We start from the raw sequence: 15,475 nt of genomic DNA on the forward strand, positions 1-15,475 counted from the left end.
CAGCCCTCTACGGTCTGGCTCGTGAGCGGATCTCTGGAGTCATTCCCTGGATGGCGGCTGGATAGGGCCAGATGGAAGCAGGTGTACGACATCCTGCGAGAGCGCCTGGAGGCCGGGACGTACAAGACCGGGTTTCCGATCCCGAGTCTCAGCCAACTGGAGCAGGAGTGGCCCGACTTGGCCCGCAACACCATCCGTAAGGCGATAGCCCGGCTGGAGAAGGAGGGCTTCGTGCGAGGAGAGGTGGGCGTCGGAACCTTTGTCCGCCCCAAGGACGAGTGGCAGGCCGCCGACGACTGAGCAGCCCCGAAGGCCGAAGTACCGTCCGGCGCAGCCTGTCGTAGCCAGCTCTGCCATGATTCCCTCACTCACAGTCGTTGCTTGGGAACTCATAGTGCCGCTTCGGTGGTCAACTCGCAATACCCAAATGAGCAATACCCAAAAATGAGTTACCGTGAGCCTCTCAAGCCAGGAGGCACCCCCGATGACCCACATCTACAGCCCCACGGTGAGACGACGGCGCCTATCTGCTGCACTACGTCGAGCCCGTGACGACGCCGGGCTCACCGCCGAAGCGGCGGCCAAGCTTCTCGGATGGCCCGCGTCCAAGGTCACCCGGATAGAACGCAACGAGTGGCGAAGACCCACCGTCAGCGATGTGACCGACATGCTCGACGTGTACGGCGTCACCGACGAGGCCGTACGGAAGGCGATGAGCACACTGGCCCGTCAGGCACGTGAACGAGGATGGTGGGAGGGGGAGCTACGCGCCGAGCTGGGAGGCAGCCTCGTGGAGTTCGAAACCGAGGCATCAAGGATTCGCACTTTCGAGGCCCTCCTCATTCCCGGCCTGCTTCAGACCGCCGACTACGCACGTGCCGTTTTCCGAGGCGGCATGGTCATTGACGAAGGCGCGATTGAGCGGCGCGTTCACGCCCGCCTCGCTCGTCAACAGATCCTGGAACGCGGCCAGCCACCCAACCTATGGGCGATCATCGATGAGGCTGCCCTCTCCAAGCACGTCGGAGGCCCTGCAGTCATGCGGCAACAAATCCTCCACCTGATCACCATGGCGGCACGGCCGACCATCGGCATCCAGGTCTTGCCAAACGCCGCTGGCGCTCATGCGTCCATGACAGGGTCGTTCACCATCTTGTCGTATCCGACCCCCGACGATTCCGATCTTGTCTACATCGAAACAGGCACCCGTGGGGATCTGTACCTCGAAGGGATGGATGAGATCGAGCGCTATACGCTCAAGTATGACCACGTGCGCGGTTCGGCGCTTAGCGCCGAGGCTTCAGCAGCGTACCTGGCTGACCTGGCCCAACAACTGAAGTAGGCGAGATCGATCATGGAGCTAACGCACTCCCACGAACTCACCTGGCGCAAGTCTTCTCTCAGCAGCGCTGAGGGAGGTAATTGCGTTGAGGTGGCGACGAACTTTCCTGATCTGGTCGCCGTCCGTGACAGCAAAGACCCCTCCGGCCCGGCCCTGGCCTTCACCCCCGCCCAGTGGCGCTCGTTCATCGGCCGCGTGAACACCGGCGCCTTCGACGCCTGATCTCCCTTCGAGGCCCCGGCACCGTACGGCGCTGGGGCCTTGTGCATGTCAGGGACAGCTCACACAGTGAGGACCAGGAACCCAACGAAGGCGAGAAACAGCCATGTCCCCTGACCTGACCTGCGCCCAGTTCCGCAAGTCCAGCCTTAGCGGCGCGAACGGAGACGACTGCGTCGAGGTTACGACGGACCTCCCCGACCTGATCGCCGTCCGCGACAGCAAAGACCCCTCCGGCCCCGCCCTGGCCTTCACCCCCACCCAGTGGCACTCGTTCATCGGCCGCGTGAACACCGGCGCCTTCGACGCCTGATCACCTGTTCCCCCGCGAGACCCTGCCGATCCGTAATCGCCTGAAATGGCGGGGAAACCCGGGCGGCGGGCGGAGCGTCTGTCTTACGGTGAGGGGCCGGGTGGCGGAAGGGGTGGGCGGGTGGAGATCGAGCTGTCCAAGGCGGTCGAAGGGCTGCGTGACGAGTTGCTGGAGGCGGCGGTCACCGGAGCGGGCAGCCACATCGCGTTCGCGGTGGGGCCGATCGAGCTGGAGTTCGCCGTGGAGTTGAAGGCCGACGCCAAGGCCAAGGCCGGGTTCAAGGCCTGGGTCGTCTCCGCCGACGCCGAAGCGGGGGTGAGCCGGGCACGGACCCACACCGTTCGCGTCACGCTCACGCCCAAGCACCGCGACGGCGGTGACCTGCTGATCACCGACACCTCCGGGCAGATCGCCGGGCCGGGCGAGGTCGGCGGGCACCTGGGCCGCTGACTGTCCGGCCTGCTGTTCGACCGGTCCAGGGCCTCGGCGCCGATGCCGGGGCCTTCTGCGGAAGGGAGCGCGGGTGCAGCGTCAGCGGGTGGTCGCCGTCATCACCACCACCTCGGTGGCCGCGTCCGGGCGGGGGTCGGGGTATGTGGTCGGGCCGCGACTGGTGCTGACCTCCGCCCATGTGACCGGCCCGACCGGCTCGCCGGTGGAGGTGTTCCGTCCAGGGCATCCGCAGACCTACCTCGGGCGCGTGGTGTGGTCGGGCACACCAGGTGGGCGCGACGACGCCGCCCTGGTCGTCATCGACGACCCGGCCTGGAGGCCGCCGTCGGGCCGAGCGGTGCGCTGGGGCCGTACCCTCACCTACCGGCCCGGCATCCCGTGCGAGAGCTGGGGGCTGCCCGCCCTGGTGCAGCGCGAGGGCCGTCCGGCTGAGTTGCTGCAGCCCTCCGGGACCCTCAACCCCGGCGACCGCTACGTGGGTGACCGCTACGTCATGGCCGTGACCGGCACCGCTCCCGGCACGCCGGCAGACAAGTCCTCGCCGTGGGCGGGCATGTCGGGGGCGGCACTGTTCTGCGGGGACCTGCTGGCCGGGGTCGTCGCCGCCGATCCCGCAGGGCGCGGCCACGGCCATCTGGAGGCGGTGCCGGCCTACGTGCTGCACCACGACCCGGCCTTCCGCGCCGTGCTGGGCGAGCACAGCGCAATCGAGGAAAGGGAAGGGGTGGTGCTGGAGCCGATCGAGTTCCAGCACCTGGCCGAAGCGGCCGACCCCGCCGCAGTCGTCGTGCCCGGCGGGATCGGGGTCTCACCGGCGGGCCTGCTGCGGGCGCGCCGCCAGATCGTGCCCTTCCACGGCCGCCAGGACGTCCTGGCGCGACTGAACGCCTGGGCCGACCTGCCGGGGTTCGGGGCGCTTCTGTTGCACGGTGTGGGCGGGCAGGGCAAGACTCGCCTGGCCACCCACCTGGCCGGGCAACTGGCCGCCGCCGGGTGGGGCACGCTGTGGCTGCGCCCGAACGCCTCCCCTGCCGATCTGGCCGTGATCGCCGACACCGCCGCCGGGCTGCTGGTGGTCATCGACTACGCCGAATCACGCACCGATCAGGTCACCGCCCTGCTGGAGGCCGCCACCCGCCTGGAGAGCCCCTGCCCGCTGAAGGTACTGCTGGTGGCCCGCACCGCCGGCTCGTGGTGGCACAGCCTCAAACGCGCCTCCTCCACCAACGGGGCTCTGCTGGAGCACGCTCCCCTCATCGACCTGCAGGCCCTGGAGCAGGACCCGGCAGAGCGCGGGCACGCCTACCGCCAGGCCGCGCTCGCCTTCGCCCACGCCCTGGAACAGTCCCCGGCCCTCGCCGAGGACTCGTCCCCCGCCGGGTCGGCCGGGGAGTCGTGGAGCGCCCTGGCCGCCGCCCTGCCCCTGCCGGCCGCGCTGGGCACGGCGCAGCGGGGGAACGCGCTGACCCTGCACATGAGCGCGCTGACCGATCTGCTGGACGCCGCCACCGGCGCAACGGCTGTGGGCGGCGGCCATGAGATGGGTCCAGCGGGGGCGGGGGTGGGGGCGGCCGGGGTGGAGGACCGGCTGCTGGAACACGAGGAGCGCTACTGGAGGTCCGCCGCGGTCGTCTTCGGTCTGTATGACCGTACCCGCGATGGGCTGGTGCTGCCTCAGGTCCTGACCGATGCCCTGGCCGCGGCCATCGCGCTGGGCGCCGCCGACCACTCCCAGGCCCTGGCGCTGCTGGCCCGTCTCCCCGCGCTGGCCGAGCGGTCGACTGCCGAACGCCGTGAGCGGGTACGCGACTGGCTGGCCGCCCTCTACCCGCCGACCGACCCCCACCAACCCTGGGGGACGCTGCAGCCGGACCTGGTGGCCGAGCGTTTCATCGGCCGCCACCTGCTCGCCCGGCCCGGCCTGGCCGACCAACTGACCGTCGGCGCCGATACGGTCCAGGCAGTGCAGCTGCTGACCATCTACACCCGGGCGGCCGGCCATCGCGTCTTCGCCGGCAGCCTGGATGCGGCGTTGACCGCGTTGTGCGCACGCCAGGCTGCGGTGCTGGTACCGGCGGCGATCGAGGTCGCTCCCCAGGCGGAGCGCCCGGCCCCGTTGCTGGACGCCCTGCAGCAGGTGCTGAACGTTCCCGACCTGCCACACGCCGCCATGCGGGCCTGGCATGACCACCTGCCGCAGCACAGCCAGGTCCTGGCCGGATGGGCCGTCCACCTCACCGCCCACCTGGCCACCTGGCACCGCGACCACCAGGACCTGCCCAACCTCGCGGTGAGCCTGAACAACCTGTCGGTTCGGCTGGGGGGTCTGGGGCGGCGGGAGGAGGGCCTGGCCGCTATCGAGGAAGCCGTCGCGATCCGCCGGGAACTGGCCCGGACACACCCGGACGCCTACCTACCCGACCTCGCCATGAGCCTGAACAACCTGTCGGTTGATCTGGGGGATCTAGGACGGCGCGAGGAAGGCCTGGCCGCCATCGAAGAAGCCACCACCAGCTACCGGAAGCTAGCCCGGACACACCCGGACGCCTACCTACCCAACCTCGCCACGAGCCTGAACAACCTGTCGATCCGGCTAGGGGACGTGGGGCGGCGCGAGGAAGCCCTGACCGCCATCGAAGAAGCCACCACCATCCTCCGGAAGCTGGCCCGGACACACCCGGACGCCTACCTACCCGACCTCGCCATGAGCCTGAACAACCTGTCGATCCGGCTAGGGGGCGTGGGGCGGCGCGAGGAAGCCCTGACCGCCATCGAAGAAGCCACCGCGATCCGCCAGGGCCTGGCCAAGGCCCGGCCCGCGGTGTACCAGGCCGAACTGGAGCAGTCCTTAGCTGTCATGGAGTGGCTTCGCGGAACATAGCGGCAGTGATCGCCGGCCCGCCACAGGCGATCAAGCACACGCGTTCGCGCAGTTCAGCCGTCGCCCGCCTGGCCGTCGCCGCACTCCCCCGCCACCTGCGCGCCCGGGGTCGAGGGGCCCCGCCTTCGCACATCTTCTGATTAGACATACATCTAATTTGACACACCTCTAATCCGTCGGGCATCCTGCCGACGAAGCTGCTTAGACAGTCTTCGAAGCAGCGCGGACCGGTACGGCCCGCGCGAACGATGAGGAGAGGCACCATGAGTGGATGCTGCGGTCCCACCACCGTCGAGTTGGAGCCCAGCCGCCAGGCCGTACGGCTCGATGACCTGCCCGTCGTGGTCATCGGCGCGGGGCCGGTCGGGCTGGCCGCGGCGGCTCACCTGGCCGAGCGGGGCCTCGACTTCGTGGTGCTTGAGGCGGGCGAGCGGGTGGGCGCGTCGGTGGCCCGGTGGGGGCACGTCCGGGTGTTCAGCCCGTGGAAGTACGACATCGATTCGGCCGCGCGCCGCCTGCTGGAGGCCGGCGGCTGGAGCGCCCCCGATGAGGAGTGGCTGCCGACCGGGGCCGAGCTGATCGAGGACTACCTGGCGCCGCTGGCCGAGCTGTTCGGCGACCGGGTCCGTACCGGCGCGAAGGTGACGGCGATCAGCAGGCTCGGCTACGACCGGGTCCGCACCGTCGGTCGTGAGCGGGCGCCGTTCCTGGTCCGGCTGGCCGACGGCGGCGAACTGCACGCCCGTGCCGTCGTCGACGCCTCCGGCACCTACGTCACCCCGAACGTGCTCGGCGCCTCCGGCCTGCCCGCGCACGGCGAGGCCGACGCGGCCGACCTGGTCGACCACGCGCTGCCCGACGTGCTCGGCGCCGACCGCGACCGCTACGCCGGTAGGCACGTCCTGGTCGTCGGCGCCGGTCACTCGGCCGCCACCACACTGCTCGCCCTCGCCCAACTGGAGGACACCCCGATCACCTGGGCGATCCGGGCGGGCGACGCCACCCGCGCCTACGGCGGCGGCGAGGCGGACGCGCTGCCCGCGCGGGGGGCGCTCGGCACCCGCCTGCACGCCCACGTCGAAAGCGGCCGCATCCGCCTGGTGACCGGCTTCTTCACCCACGCCGTCGAACGCGACGGCGAGCGGGTGCGGGTGATCAGCCGTGACCCGTCCGGCCACGAGCGGGGCGTCACGGTGGACCGGATCGTCAGCGCGACCGGTTACCGCCCCGACCACACCGTCGCCGGTGAGCTGCGCCTCGACCTGGACCCGGTCCTGGGCTCCACCCGGGCGCTCGCGCCGCTGATCGATCCGAACGCGCACTCCTGCGGCACCGTGCCGCCGCACGGCGCCGACGAGCTGACCCACCCGGAGGACGGCTACTACGCCGTGGGGGTCAAGAGCTACGGCCGTGCCCCGACCTTCCTGCTGGCCACCGGTTACGAGCAGGCCCGCTCGGTGGTCGCGGCGCTGGCCGGCGACTGGCAGGCCGCCCGGGACGTCCAGCTCGACCTGCCCGAGACCGGCGTGTGCTCCTCCGGCCTGGCCGAGGCCCAGGAACAGCGGGTCGGCCTGGCCACCGGGATCGGCGGCGGCCTGCTGTCCACGCCCCTCCCGTTGGTCACCGTCGGCGCGAGCGCCACCGCCGAGTCCGGCGGCGGCTGCTGCGGCTGACCTGAGCACCCCGAACGTCCCCCGCCGTCGCGTCGCCGACCTTCACCGCCGCCTATCATTTAGACAGACATCGAACCAGCGGCGCGACCGGGAGGCTCCCTCATGATCGCCATCAGCCTGCCTCTCGCCCAGGGCGGCCAGGACTCCCTCGGCGGAGCGTGCTGCGCGCCGATCGTCCGGCAGCCGCTCGGCGAAGGCGAAGCCGCCGAGCTGGCCGTGTTGCTGAAGGCGGTGGCCGATCCGGTCCGGCTGCGCCTGCTGTCCATGATCGGTTCCCACGCCGGTGGCGAGGCGTGTGTGTGCGACCTGACCGACGCCTTCGAGCTGACCGCGCCCACCATCAGCCACCACCTGAAGGTGCTGCGCACCGCCGGTCTGATCGACTCCGAGCGGCGCGGCACCTGGGTCTACTACTGGATCATCCCCGAGACGGTGAACAGGCTGGGCGCCCTGTTCACCCCGCTGACCGAGCCAGGCTCACGGTCCGGCCGCCCGGCGGACTCCACGGTCATTCGAGCCTGAACCCGCGAGGCCTGCCTCTGCGGAACGGCCGTCACGACCTGTCCGCACGGGGCTCGGGACGGCACTCGGGCAGCAGAGCCGCCACCAGCTTCACGACGCGATCCCTGATCTCCTCCCGGATCACCCGTACGGCCTCGATGCCCTGACCCGCCGGGTCGTCGAGCTTCCAGTCCTCGTGGCGTTTGCCGGGGAAGATCGGGCAGGCGTCTCCGCAGCCCATGGTGATCACGGCGTCGGAAGCCTCGACCACGTCGATGGTGAGCGCCTTGGGCCGCTCACCGGTGATGTCGATGCCCACCTCGCGCATGGCCTCGACCGCGACCGGGTTGACCTGGCCGGCGGGCGCGGACCCGGCGGAGCGGACCTCGATCCGGTCGCCGGCCAGGTGGGTGAGCCATCCGGCGGCCATCTGGGAGCGTCCGGCGTTGTGCACGCAGACGAACAGGACGGACGACTTGCCGGTGACGGTCTCGGGGGCGCTCTCAGACACGGGCGGGCTCCTTGACGGTGAACAAGCGGCGGCAGGCCAGGCTGACGTAGACCAGGGCGACCAGGACAGGGACCTCGATGAGTGGGCCGACCACGCCGGCCAGGGCCTGGCCGGAGGTGACACCGAAGACGCCGACCGCGACCGCGATGGCCAGCTCGAAGTTGTTGCCCGCGGCGGTGAAGGCGAGTGTCGTCGTCTTGTCGTAGGGCAGGCCGATCACCCTGCCGGTCAGGAAGCCGCCGCCCCACATGAGCGCGAAGTAGGCCAGCAACGGCAGGGCGATGCGGGCCACGTCGCCGGGGCGGGAGGTGATGGTGTGGCCTTGCAGCGCGAACAGGATGACGATGGTGAACAGCAGCCCGTACAGGGCCAGCGGGCCGACGCGTGGCAGGAAACGGCTTTCGTACCAGTCCCGGCCGCGGGCGCGTTCACCAAGTTCGCGGGACAGGTAGCCGGCGGCCAGCGGGATGCCGAGGAAGATGAGCACGTACTGGGCGATGCCCCAGGCCGAGACCTCCAGCGCAGACTGCACGAGGCCCAGCCATCCGGGCAGCACCTGCAGATAGAACCAGCCCAGCGCGCCGAACGCGACCACCTGGAAGACCGAGTTGAGCGCCACCAGTACGGCGGCGGCCTCGCGGTCGCCGCAGGCCAGGTCGTTCCAGATGAGCACCATGGCGATACAACGGGCCAGCCCGACGATGATCAGGCCGGTGCGGTATTCGGGCAGGTCCGGAAGGAGGATCCACGCCAGGGCGAACATCAGCGCCGGACCGAGGACCCAGTTGAGCACCAGCGAGGAGATCAGCAGCCGACGGTCACCGGTCACCGTACCCAACCGGTCGTAGCGGACCTTGGCCAGCACCGGGTACATCATCAGCAACAGGCCGAGCGCGATCGGCAATGAGATCTCGCCGACCTTGACGGCGTCCAGCACGGTGTTCAGGCCGGGCACCAGGCGACCTAGGAGCAGTCCGGCGGCCATGGCCACGATGATCCACACGGGCAGGAACCGGTCCGGCCTCGACAGGGCGCCGATCACATTGGCGGGCGGCGCGGCGGCCATCACAGTACGGCCGCCGGTGCGGTGAGGGTGGGCGGGGTGAGCAGAGCCGACAGCTCGCCGAGGACTTCGGGCACCAGCCGGTAGTACACCCAGGAGGCACGCCGCTCCGCGGTCAGCAGCCCGACCTCCTTGAGCACCTTCAGATGGTGACTGATGGTCGGCTGGGACAGCTCGAAGGCACCGGTGATGTCGCACACGCACACCTCGCCGCCCGCGCGGCTGGCCACGATGGACAGGATGCGCAGCCGTACCGGATCGCCCAGTGCCTTGAACACCCGCGCGACCCCGGCCGCCTGCTCGACGTCGAGCGGCTCGCGCGTCAGCGGCGGGCTGCACTCCAAGATCTCCAGAGGTTCCACACGCTCTCCATATAGACATTCATCGAAATCAACGTACGCCTATATTGACAGATGTCAAAGCCATGAGGGAACGGGGCCGGCCGTGCGCAGGAGACAGGAGAGCGGGAAACCGGAGACGGCAAAGGCCCCGCTGAATTGGCCGTACGGCGATGCCGACGGCGCCGCCGATCTGGTTGACGGTGGACAGCACCCCGCCCGCCGCGCCCGCGTCGCGCCCGGGGACGCCCGCGAGGACGACGTTGACGAGAATGGGCGCGGCGAGACCGAGCCCGAGGCCACCGATGAGGAGCGCGAGGGCGAGCAGCCAGTACCCGGGATCGTCGCCGTCCCTGACGACGGACCACAGGACGAGCTGGGAGGCCGCGACGGTGAGCGAGCCGGTGACCAGGAGCGTTCTGCCCGCCCTGGCGGCGAGGGCGACGCCGAGGCCGGAGGTGACGATCGAGCCGAGCGCGTACGGAAGGATCACCAGGCCGGTCTCCCACGCGGTTCGGCCGGTTCCGTTCTGGAGGTAGACCGAGAGGGTCAGGAAGTACGACCCGATGCCGCCGAAGAAGAGCACCGAAGCGCCCAGGCCGACCGTGAAGGCGCGGATTCTCAGCAGAGCCGGGTCGAAGACGGGTTCGTCTCCCCGCCCGGTGAGGCGGCGCTCGTGGACGAGGAAGATCGCGAGCACGATGGTTCCTGCCGCCAGGAGGGCGTAGCCGCCCCAGGTCCATCCCCATGCCTCGGTCTGGACGATAGGCAGCAGCAGGAGAAGGATGCCCGTGGCCGCGAGGAGCGCACCCGGGAGGTCCAGCCGGGCGGTCGAGGCGGAGCGGGACTCCGGCAGCACCTTCGCGCCGACGACGAGTGCCAGGATCGAGACGGGCACGTTGATCCAGAAGATCGTACGCCAGCCCAGGCCGAACAGGTCGGCGTCGACGAGCAGCCCGCCCAGCAGCGGGCCGGCGACCGAGGCGAGGCCCTGAACGGCTCCGTAGGCGCCGAACGCCTTGGCACGCTCAGCCGGGGCGAATGACGCCCGGATGATCCCGAACACCTGCGGGACCATGATCCCGGCGGTCAGTCCCTGGCCGGCCCGCATGCCGATGAGCGTCCCCGGATCGACGGCCAGCGCGCACAGCGCCGAGGTGACCATGAACCCGGCCAGTCCGATCATGAACAGCCGCCTGCGGCCGTACCGGTCACCGAGCCGTCCACCGGTGATCAGGCCCGCGCCCAGGGCGAGGGCGTAGGCGGCGATCGTCCACTGGATCTGGGCGTCGTCGGCGCTCAGGTCCTGGGCTATCGCCGGGGCCGCGACGGTGACGATCGTCGCGTCGAGAAGGTCCATGAAGGAACCGAAGAGCACCACCAACAGCGCGGCGCCGGAGACGGGTGCCGGAACGGCCCCAATGGTGTGAATGCCCTTTCGGGGGCTCGGGGAATGGGTCATGTCGACCACCGTCGTCGGCCTAGTTGCCACCGAGTGGCCGCTATCGGGGGGAGAATCGAAGAATCATGGCCGCCACCTCCGCGCGGGCGCTCAAGCTGCTGTCGATCTTCGGGATCGGCGCGACCCTGACCGCCGAGGAACTCGCCGCCCGGCTCGGAGCGTCGGTGAGAACCGTACGTCGCGACATCGAAACGCTCCGGGACCTCGGGTACGAGATCGAGGCCGTCCGCGGAGCGGGTGGCGGGTATCGGCTCGGGCACGCCACCCGCCTGCCACCGGTCGTCTTCGACGAGGACCAGGCCGTCGCCGTGGCCGTCGCGCTCCAGACCGTGCCGACGGTCCTGTCCGGCATCCGCGAGAACGCGGCCCGTGCCCTCGCCACGCTGCACCAGGCGATGCCCGCGCGCAGCCGCCTGCACGCGGAGGCGTTCACCGTCTCCTCGGCTCGCAACTACTGGGAGTTCCCCGCGCCACCGATCGACGCCGAGATCGTCCGCGCCGTCGGCAGCGCGATCAACCGGCGGCACCTCGTCCGCGTGGACTACACCGGCGACGGCGAACCCGTCACGCTCACGCTGGAGCCGCACGACCTCGTGGTCTGGGCCGCACGCTGGTACCTGGTCGCCTTCGACCCGGACGGGGACCGATGGCGCGCGATGCGCGTGGACCGCTTCACGCCGCACACGCCCACGCACACCCCCTTCGTCCGGCGTGACATCCCGCACGGCGACCCCGTCGCCTTCGTCATGACCGCGCACGACCGTGGAGACGCCGCCGCCGAATGGCGGTGCCGTGGTTCAGTCGTCCTCGCCCTGCCCGCCTCGACCGTCGCCAGGTTCGCCCCCGGTGGATCGACGGTCGAGTACGACACCGAGACCACGTGCCGACTCACCCTTGGCGCGTGGTCATGGCCGGGACTGGCGGGGCTGCTCCTCACCTTCGACGCCGACATCACGGACATCGAACCGGCTGAACTCCGGCAGGCCCTGCACTCCCTGCGCGCCCGGATCAGCAGGGGGCTCGAACCCACCACGCCACCTTCGCCAGGGCGGTGAGGCGGGCTCCGGCGTCGGCGGCGCCGGAGCCCGGGACACACCTCAGTTACCTATGGGAACCTGGAGCACGAATTCCCGGTACGCCTCGTCGAACTGCGCCATCGCCGCCGAAGGCGACGGCGGTACCTGGCCACCGCCTCCGGCCAGCTCGCGCAGGCCGTCGGTGACGTCGATGGCGGCGGCCGTCAGCCACGGCGCGGAGACGGGCTGGAGGACACCGTTGGCCCGATCGAGCTGTCCGACCTGCTTCACGGTCACCGACGCGCCGTAGAGCGCCCGTACGGCGGATCGGAAGTATTCCAGCGCCTCGGCGCGAAGCCTGGAGTTGCTGGTCCCCCTCGCCTCGTGCAGAGTGGCGAACCCCCGGGTCAGATCTCCGACGTACTGGAACTCCTGGCTCACCGGCAGCACCCGGCTCGTACGGAAGGCGATCGCCCACTCCGGCGGGCAGGTCGTCAGGCAGGGCGGGGGCGGGCATCCAGGGCACCACCTGTTCACCAGAACAGGGATCTCCAGGCAGTCCAGGATTCTGCCCCACCATTCGATCTGCGTGCAGTTCCTGAGGTTTTTGGCCGAGGCAGACGTACTGGTGACTCCCTGAACCGATAACAGGGATACGAGAAGAGCGAGCAGACAAGCCGCCCACCGGCTACGTTTCACTGATCCTCCTGGGGGGTGCCGGGTGCGTTTTCCTCACGCGCACCGGGGCGATTTTCGTCCGGCTCCGGGCCGGAGCACCCTCGTTCTACATCTCCGTTATCCGCCGGTCCATCCTGACATCCGGCCCATGACGGCAAAGGCCCGTCCGAAAATCGATCCGCTGCGAGAAGAGCCAGGAAGACCGACGTTCACCGGCCTACGACTTTCCAGGAACGACAGGACCGAGAGGCCCGGAAACAACTGATCCCGATCCGCGCGGGAACCCGAATCACGGGCCTTTAAGATCATGAATTGGATTGGGCGAAGTGAACAACGGAATACCCCCGGAACGGGCCGGGCACATCGTGGGTCCATTCCACGGTCGAATACCGTCCCGAGGCTCGGCTAATCGCCCTTGTCGTTCACCGGGACCGACTCCGGTCCCGACTGCCGAGTTCACCGGTGAAGGGCGTTGTCCCGCGCCCGTCCGCGACCCGCCATTCATGGGCGGTGAAGGCGTGCCCTTCCCGGCGCCCGCATACGACGCGCGGTCCAGGCGCCTCCTCAGGACACGCCGACCGCGCGAAGGCGGACCGAGGCGGCGTCCCGGCCGATCCGGTCGTCGCCACTTGGGGCCGGGTACTCGAACCGGACCGTCCGCGATGCGACAGTTGGACCGCGCGGCATCATCCGTAGGCGACGACAGGATGGCCATCATGCCTCTTGAGGGCGAGTACGGGCCGAGTCCGGCTCAGTGGATACGCGAACAGGTCGAGCTGTACGAGAGTTCGGACGGCACGCGGGGGACGACGCTCTGGGACACGGGGCTGCCCGTCGTCATCCTCACGACGCGCGGCGCGCGGAGCGGCAAGCTTCGCAAGATCCCGCTGATGCGCGTGGAGCACGAGGGACGGTACGCGGCCGTGGCCTCGAAGGGCGGCTTCCCGCGTCATCCGGACTGGTACTTCAACGTCAGGTCCGACCCGCGCGTGGAACTCCGTGACGGCACCGTACGCCGGGACATGACGGCCCGTGAGGTCACCGGGGACGAGCGGGCCGAGTGGTGGGAGCGCGCGGTCGCCGCGTATCCGGCGTACGCGGAGTACCAGGAGAAGACAGACCGGGTGATCCCCGTCTTCGTGCTGGAACCGGGTGCGTGACACCGGGAGGGCGTGTCCCGTTTTCCCAGGTCGGCATGTTCCCTACGTGAGCCGGTCACACGGATTTCACGCGCCCGTGGTCCTGGGCGGGGACCGTTCGACGTATGAGCGCCCTCCTCGCCTCCGCTCTGCTCGCCTCCCTCCTCTCACCCGCCGACGCCCTCACGAGCCCCTCCACGGACGCCGTCACGGGCGCCGCCGGGGAGTGCTCGGGGGTCGCCTCCGACTTCGACGCCGACGGCCGTCCTGACACCGTGGTCGCCGCGCCGTACGCCACGGTCGGCGGGGTTTTCCGCGCCGGTGAGGTGACCGTCAGGTACGGCACCGGCAGGACCGAACGGCTGGCCCAGGGGAGCCGGGGCGCGCCCGGCGCCGCGGAGACCGGTGACTCGTTCGGCTCGGCCGTCGCGGCCGGTGACTTCGACGGCGACGGGTGCGCCGACCTCGCCGTGGGGGCGTCGGAGGAGTTCCTCGACGCCAGGAGGCCCGGGGAGGACGGTGACGGGGTGGTGCACCTGTTCCACGGCTCGCCCCGGGGGCTGCGCCCGGGGAAGGCTCTGGACGTCACGGAGTTCGGGCGGCGCGCGACGGGAGACCGGTTCGGCGCCGCGCTCGCGGTCGGGCAGCTCGACGGCGACAAGGCCGACGAACTGGTCATCGGGGTTCCCGGACTCGGCGTCGGGGGCGGGATCGGCGTCTACGGCGTCAAGGGGCACCGGCCGTACACGCTCACCAAGGAGACCCCGTGGATCGCCCAGGACGCGCTGAGCACCGACGAGTTCGGGGCGACGGTGGCGGCCGGTGACTTCGACGGCGACGGCCGCGACGAGGTGGCGGTCGGCGCGCCGGGGGACGGCGGACCGCGTTCGGGGGCCGGTTCGGTGACGATCCTGGACCTGGCCACGCGGCAGGCGGGGGCCTACACCCAGGAGAGCCCGAACGTGAAGGGCTCGGCGGAGAAGTGGGACCATTTCGGCGCCGCCCTCGCCGTCGGGGACTTCGACGCCGACGGCCGCGACGACCTGGCGATCGGAGTGCCGGGTGAGGACCTCGACGCGAACGTGCGCGCCCTGGACTACGGCGCGGGCGCGGTCCACGTGCTGTACGGCTCCCGCCGGGGGCTGAGCGCGCTCGGCAGCGAGATGTGGACCCAGAACACCCGGGGCGTCGTGGGCAGGGCCCGTTACGCCGACCGGTTCGGCACCGCGCTCGCGGCCGGTGACTTCAACGGGGACGGGGACGACGACCTGGCGATCGGCATTCCCGGTGAGAGCGCGGTCCAGGTCCTGGCGGGGACCCGCTCCGGCGGGCTGACCAGGCACCACAACGTCCTCATCCCGCGTGGACGCGACGGTTTCGGCGCCTCCCTGGCCCCGGTCAGGCGGGCGAACGGCTCCCCCGACGATCTCCTCGTCGGCTCCCCCGACCACGGCACGGTGGTCCTCATCGGCGGCGCCGTGCGCAAGGGCTCGTATCCGGGGCTGTCCGCCCGGCGGCTGCGCCCGCACGGGTCCGGTCCCGCCGGGTCGCTGTACGGCTACGCCCTCCTGCCGTGAGAGCACTCGGAAGCGTGCGTACGATCGAAGGCGAAGCACCCGTTTCCAGGTAAGGATGTGTCATGGCTGGTCTGGGAACCGGCGAGATCCTCATCATCGCCCTCGTCCTGGTGGTCCTCTTCGGATCGAGGAAGCTGCCCGACATGGCCAGGTCCGTCGGCCGGTCACTGCGCGTGTTCAAGGCGGAGACCACCAAGCCGCACGAGGACGACGAGTCACGGCCCGTCTCGGCCGCCTCGCTTGAGGAGCGGGCGCGCCTGCTTGAGGAGCAGGCCGCCCGCCTGCGCGCCCAGGCCTCAAAGGGCTAGC

At 70.4% G+C, this 15,475-nt stretch carries 17 protein-coding genes; 12 read left to right on the forward strand and 5 right to left on the reverse strand.

All coding sequences use genetic code 11. From position 1 onward, the window contains the following. Positions 1 to 21: 21 nt before the first annotated feature. The 8 genes from ACFYY8_RS11210 to ACFYY8_RS11245 all read left to right on the forward strand — a co-directional run bounded on the left by ACFYY8_RS11210 (position 22) and on the right by ACFYY8_RS11245 (position 7,403). Positions 22 to 300 (forward strand): winged helix-turn-helix domain-containing protein, encoded by a 279-nt coding sequence (locus ACFYY8_RS11210; protein ID WP_362782888.1) that lies wholly within the window; start codon positions 22 to 24, stop codon positions 298 to 300. Between the two features lie 184 nt (positions 301 to 484). Beyond that, positions 485 to 1,342 (forward strand): helix-turn-helix domain-containing protein, encoded by an 858-nt coding sequence (locus tag ACFYY8_RS11215; RefSeq protein WP_390039561.1) that lies wholly within the window; start codon positions 485 to 487, stop codon positions 1,340 to 1,342. Positions 1,343 to 1,354: 12 nt separating this feature from the next. Continuing rightward, positions 1,355 to 1,564, forward strand: a complete 210-nt coding sequence (locus ACFYY8_RS11220; protein WP_390039563.1) for a DUF397 domain-containing protein — start codon at positions 1,355 to 1,357, stop codon at positions 1,562 to 1,564. 103 nt (positions 1,565 to 1,667) lie between these two features. Next, complete coding sequence (locus ACFYY8_RS11225; protein WP_390039565.1) at positions 1,668 to 1,874, forward strand: DUF397 domain-containing protein; 207 nt, start codon at positions 1,668 to 1,670, stop codon at positions 1,872 to 1,874. A gap of 120 nt (positions 1,875 to 1,994) precedes the next feature. Next, a complete protein-coding gene (locus tag ACFYY8_RS11230; protein ID WP_352015462.1) occupies positions 1,995 to 2,324 on the forward strand; it encodes a trypco2 family protein in 330 nt (109 codons plus the stop codon). 73 nt (positions 2,325 to 2,397) lie between these two features. After that, a complete protein-coding gene (locus ACFYY8_RS11235) occupies positions 2,398 to 5,208 on the forward strand; it encodes a tetratricopeptide repeat protein (RefSeq protein WP_390039567.1) in 2,811 nt (936 codons plus the stop codon). A 263-nt stretch (positions 5,209 to 5,471) separates the two neighbouring features. Continuing rightward, a complete protein-coding gene (locus ACFYY8_RS11240; protein WP_390039569.1) occupies positions 5,472 to 6,881 on the forward strand; it encodes an FAD-dependent oxidoreductase in 1,410 nt (469 codons plus the stop codon). Between the two features lie 102 nt (positions 6,882 to 6,983). Further along, positions 6,984 to 7,403, forward strand: a complete 420-nt coding sequence (locus tag ACFYY8_RS11245) for a metalloregulator ArsR/SmtB family transcription factor (protein WP_390039571.1) — start codon at positions 6,984 to 6,986, stop codon at positions 7,401 to 7,403. Between the two features lie 31 nt (positions 7,404 to 7,434). On the opposite strand, the gene ACFYY8_RS11250 is transcribed toward ACFYY8_RS11245, so the two are convergent. The 4 genes from ACFYY8_RS11250 to ACFYY8_RS11265 are packed head-to-tail and all read right to left on the reverse strand — an operon-like array spanning position 7,435 to position 10,756. Beyond that, positions 7,435 to 7,893 (reverse strand): arsenate reductase ArsC, encoded by a 459-nt coding sequence (locus tag ACFYY8_RS11250; protein WP_390039573.1) that lies wholly within the window; start codon positions 7,891 to 7,893, stop codon positions 7,435 to 7,437. Next, a complete protein-coding gene (arsB, locus tag ACFYY8_RS11255; RefSeq protein WP_390039575.1) occupies positions 7,886 to 8,959 on the reverse strand; it encodes an ACR3 family arsenite efflux transporter in 1,074 nt (357 codons plus the stop codon). The genes ACFYY8_RS11250 and arsB overlap by 8 nt, the downstream gene beginning before the upstream one ends. Next, positions 8,959 to 9,318 carry an ArsR/SmtB family transcription factor gene (locus ACFYY8_RS11260; protein ID WP_390039577.1) on the reverse strand — a complete coding sequence of 120 codons (360 nt, stop codon included), beginning with the start codon at positions 9,316 to 9,318 and terminating at the stop codon, positions 8,959 to 8,961. Before ACFYY8_RS11260 ends, arsB begins: the two co-directional genes overlap by 1 nt. Positions 9,319 to 9,346: 28 nt before the next feature. After that, positions 9,347 to 10,756 (reverse strand): MFS transporter, encoded by a 1,410-nt coding sequence (locus tag ACFYY8_RS11265; protein ID WP_390039579.1) that lies wholly within the window; start codon positions 10,754 to 10,756, stop codon positions 9,347 to 9,349. A 65-nt stretch (positions 10,757 to 10,821) separates the two neighbouring features. Here ACFYY8_RS11265 and ACFYY8_RS11270 point away from each other — a divergent pair, with 65 nt between their 5' ends. Continuing rightward, a complete protein-coding gene (locus ACFYY8_RS11270; protein WP_390039581.1) occupies positions 10,822 to 11,811 on the forward strand; it encodes a helix-turn-helix transcriptional regulator in 990 nt (329 codons plus the stop codon). Between the two features lie 42 nt (positions 11,812 to 11,853). Here ACFYY8_RS11270 and ACFYY8_RS11275 read toward each other — a convergent pair whose 3' ends face one another. Further along, complete coding sequence (locus tag ACFYY8_RS11275) at positions 11,854 to 12,309, reverse strand: hypothetical protein (protein ID WP_390039583.1); 456 nt, start codon at positions 12,307 to 12,309, stop codon at positions 11,854 to 11,856. A gap of 857 nt (positions 12,310 to 13,166) precedes the next feature. On the opposite strand from ACFYY8_RS11275, the gene ACFYY8_RS11280 reads away from it, so the two are divergent. From ACFYY8_RS11280 to ACFYY8_RS11290, 3 genes are all read left to right on the forward strand, one after another. After that, the gene (locus ACFYY8_RS11280) at positions 13,167 to 13,610 is read left to right on the forward strand and encodes a nitroreductase family deazaflavin-dependent oxidoreductase (protein ID WP_390039585.1); all 444 of its coding nucleotides are present in this window, start codon (positions 13,167 to 13,169) and stop codon (positions 13,608 to 13,610) included. A 104-nt stretch (positions 13,611 to 13,714) separates the two neighbouring features. Beyond that, positions 13,715 to 15,166, forward strand: a complete 1,452-nt coding sequence (locus tag ACFYY8_RS11285; protein WP_390039587.1) for an FG-GAP and VCBS repeat-containing protein — start codon at positions 13,715 to 13,717, stop codon at positions 15,164 to 15,166. 62 nt (positions 15,167 to 15,228) lie between these two features. Next, positions 15,229 to 15,474, forward strand: a complete 246-nt coding sequence (locus ACFYY8_RS11290; protein ID WP_390039589.1) for a Sec-independent protein translocase subunit TatA — start codon at positions 15,229 to 15,231, stop codon at positions 15,472 to 15,474. Position 15,475: the final 1 nt, after the last annotated feature.

Origin of the sequence: Streptosporangium sp. NPDC001559 (genome assembly GCF_042893955.1) — a bacterium.
In the GTDB taxonomy this organism is placed as follows: domain Bacteria; phylum Actinomycetota; class Actinomycetes; order Streptosporangiales; family Streptosporangiaceae; genus Streptosporangium.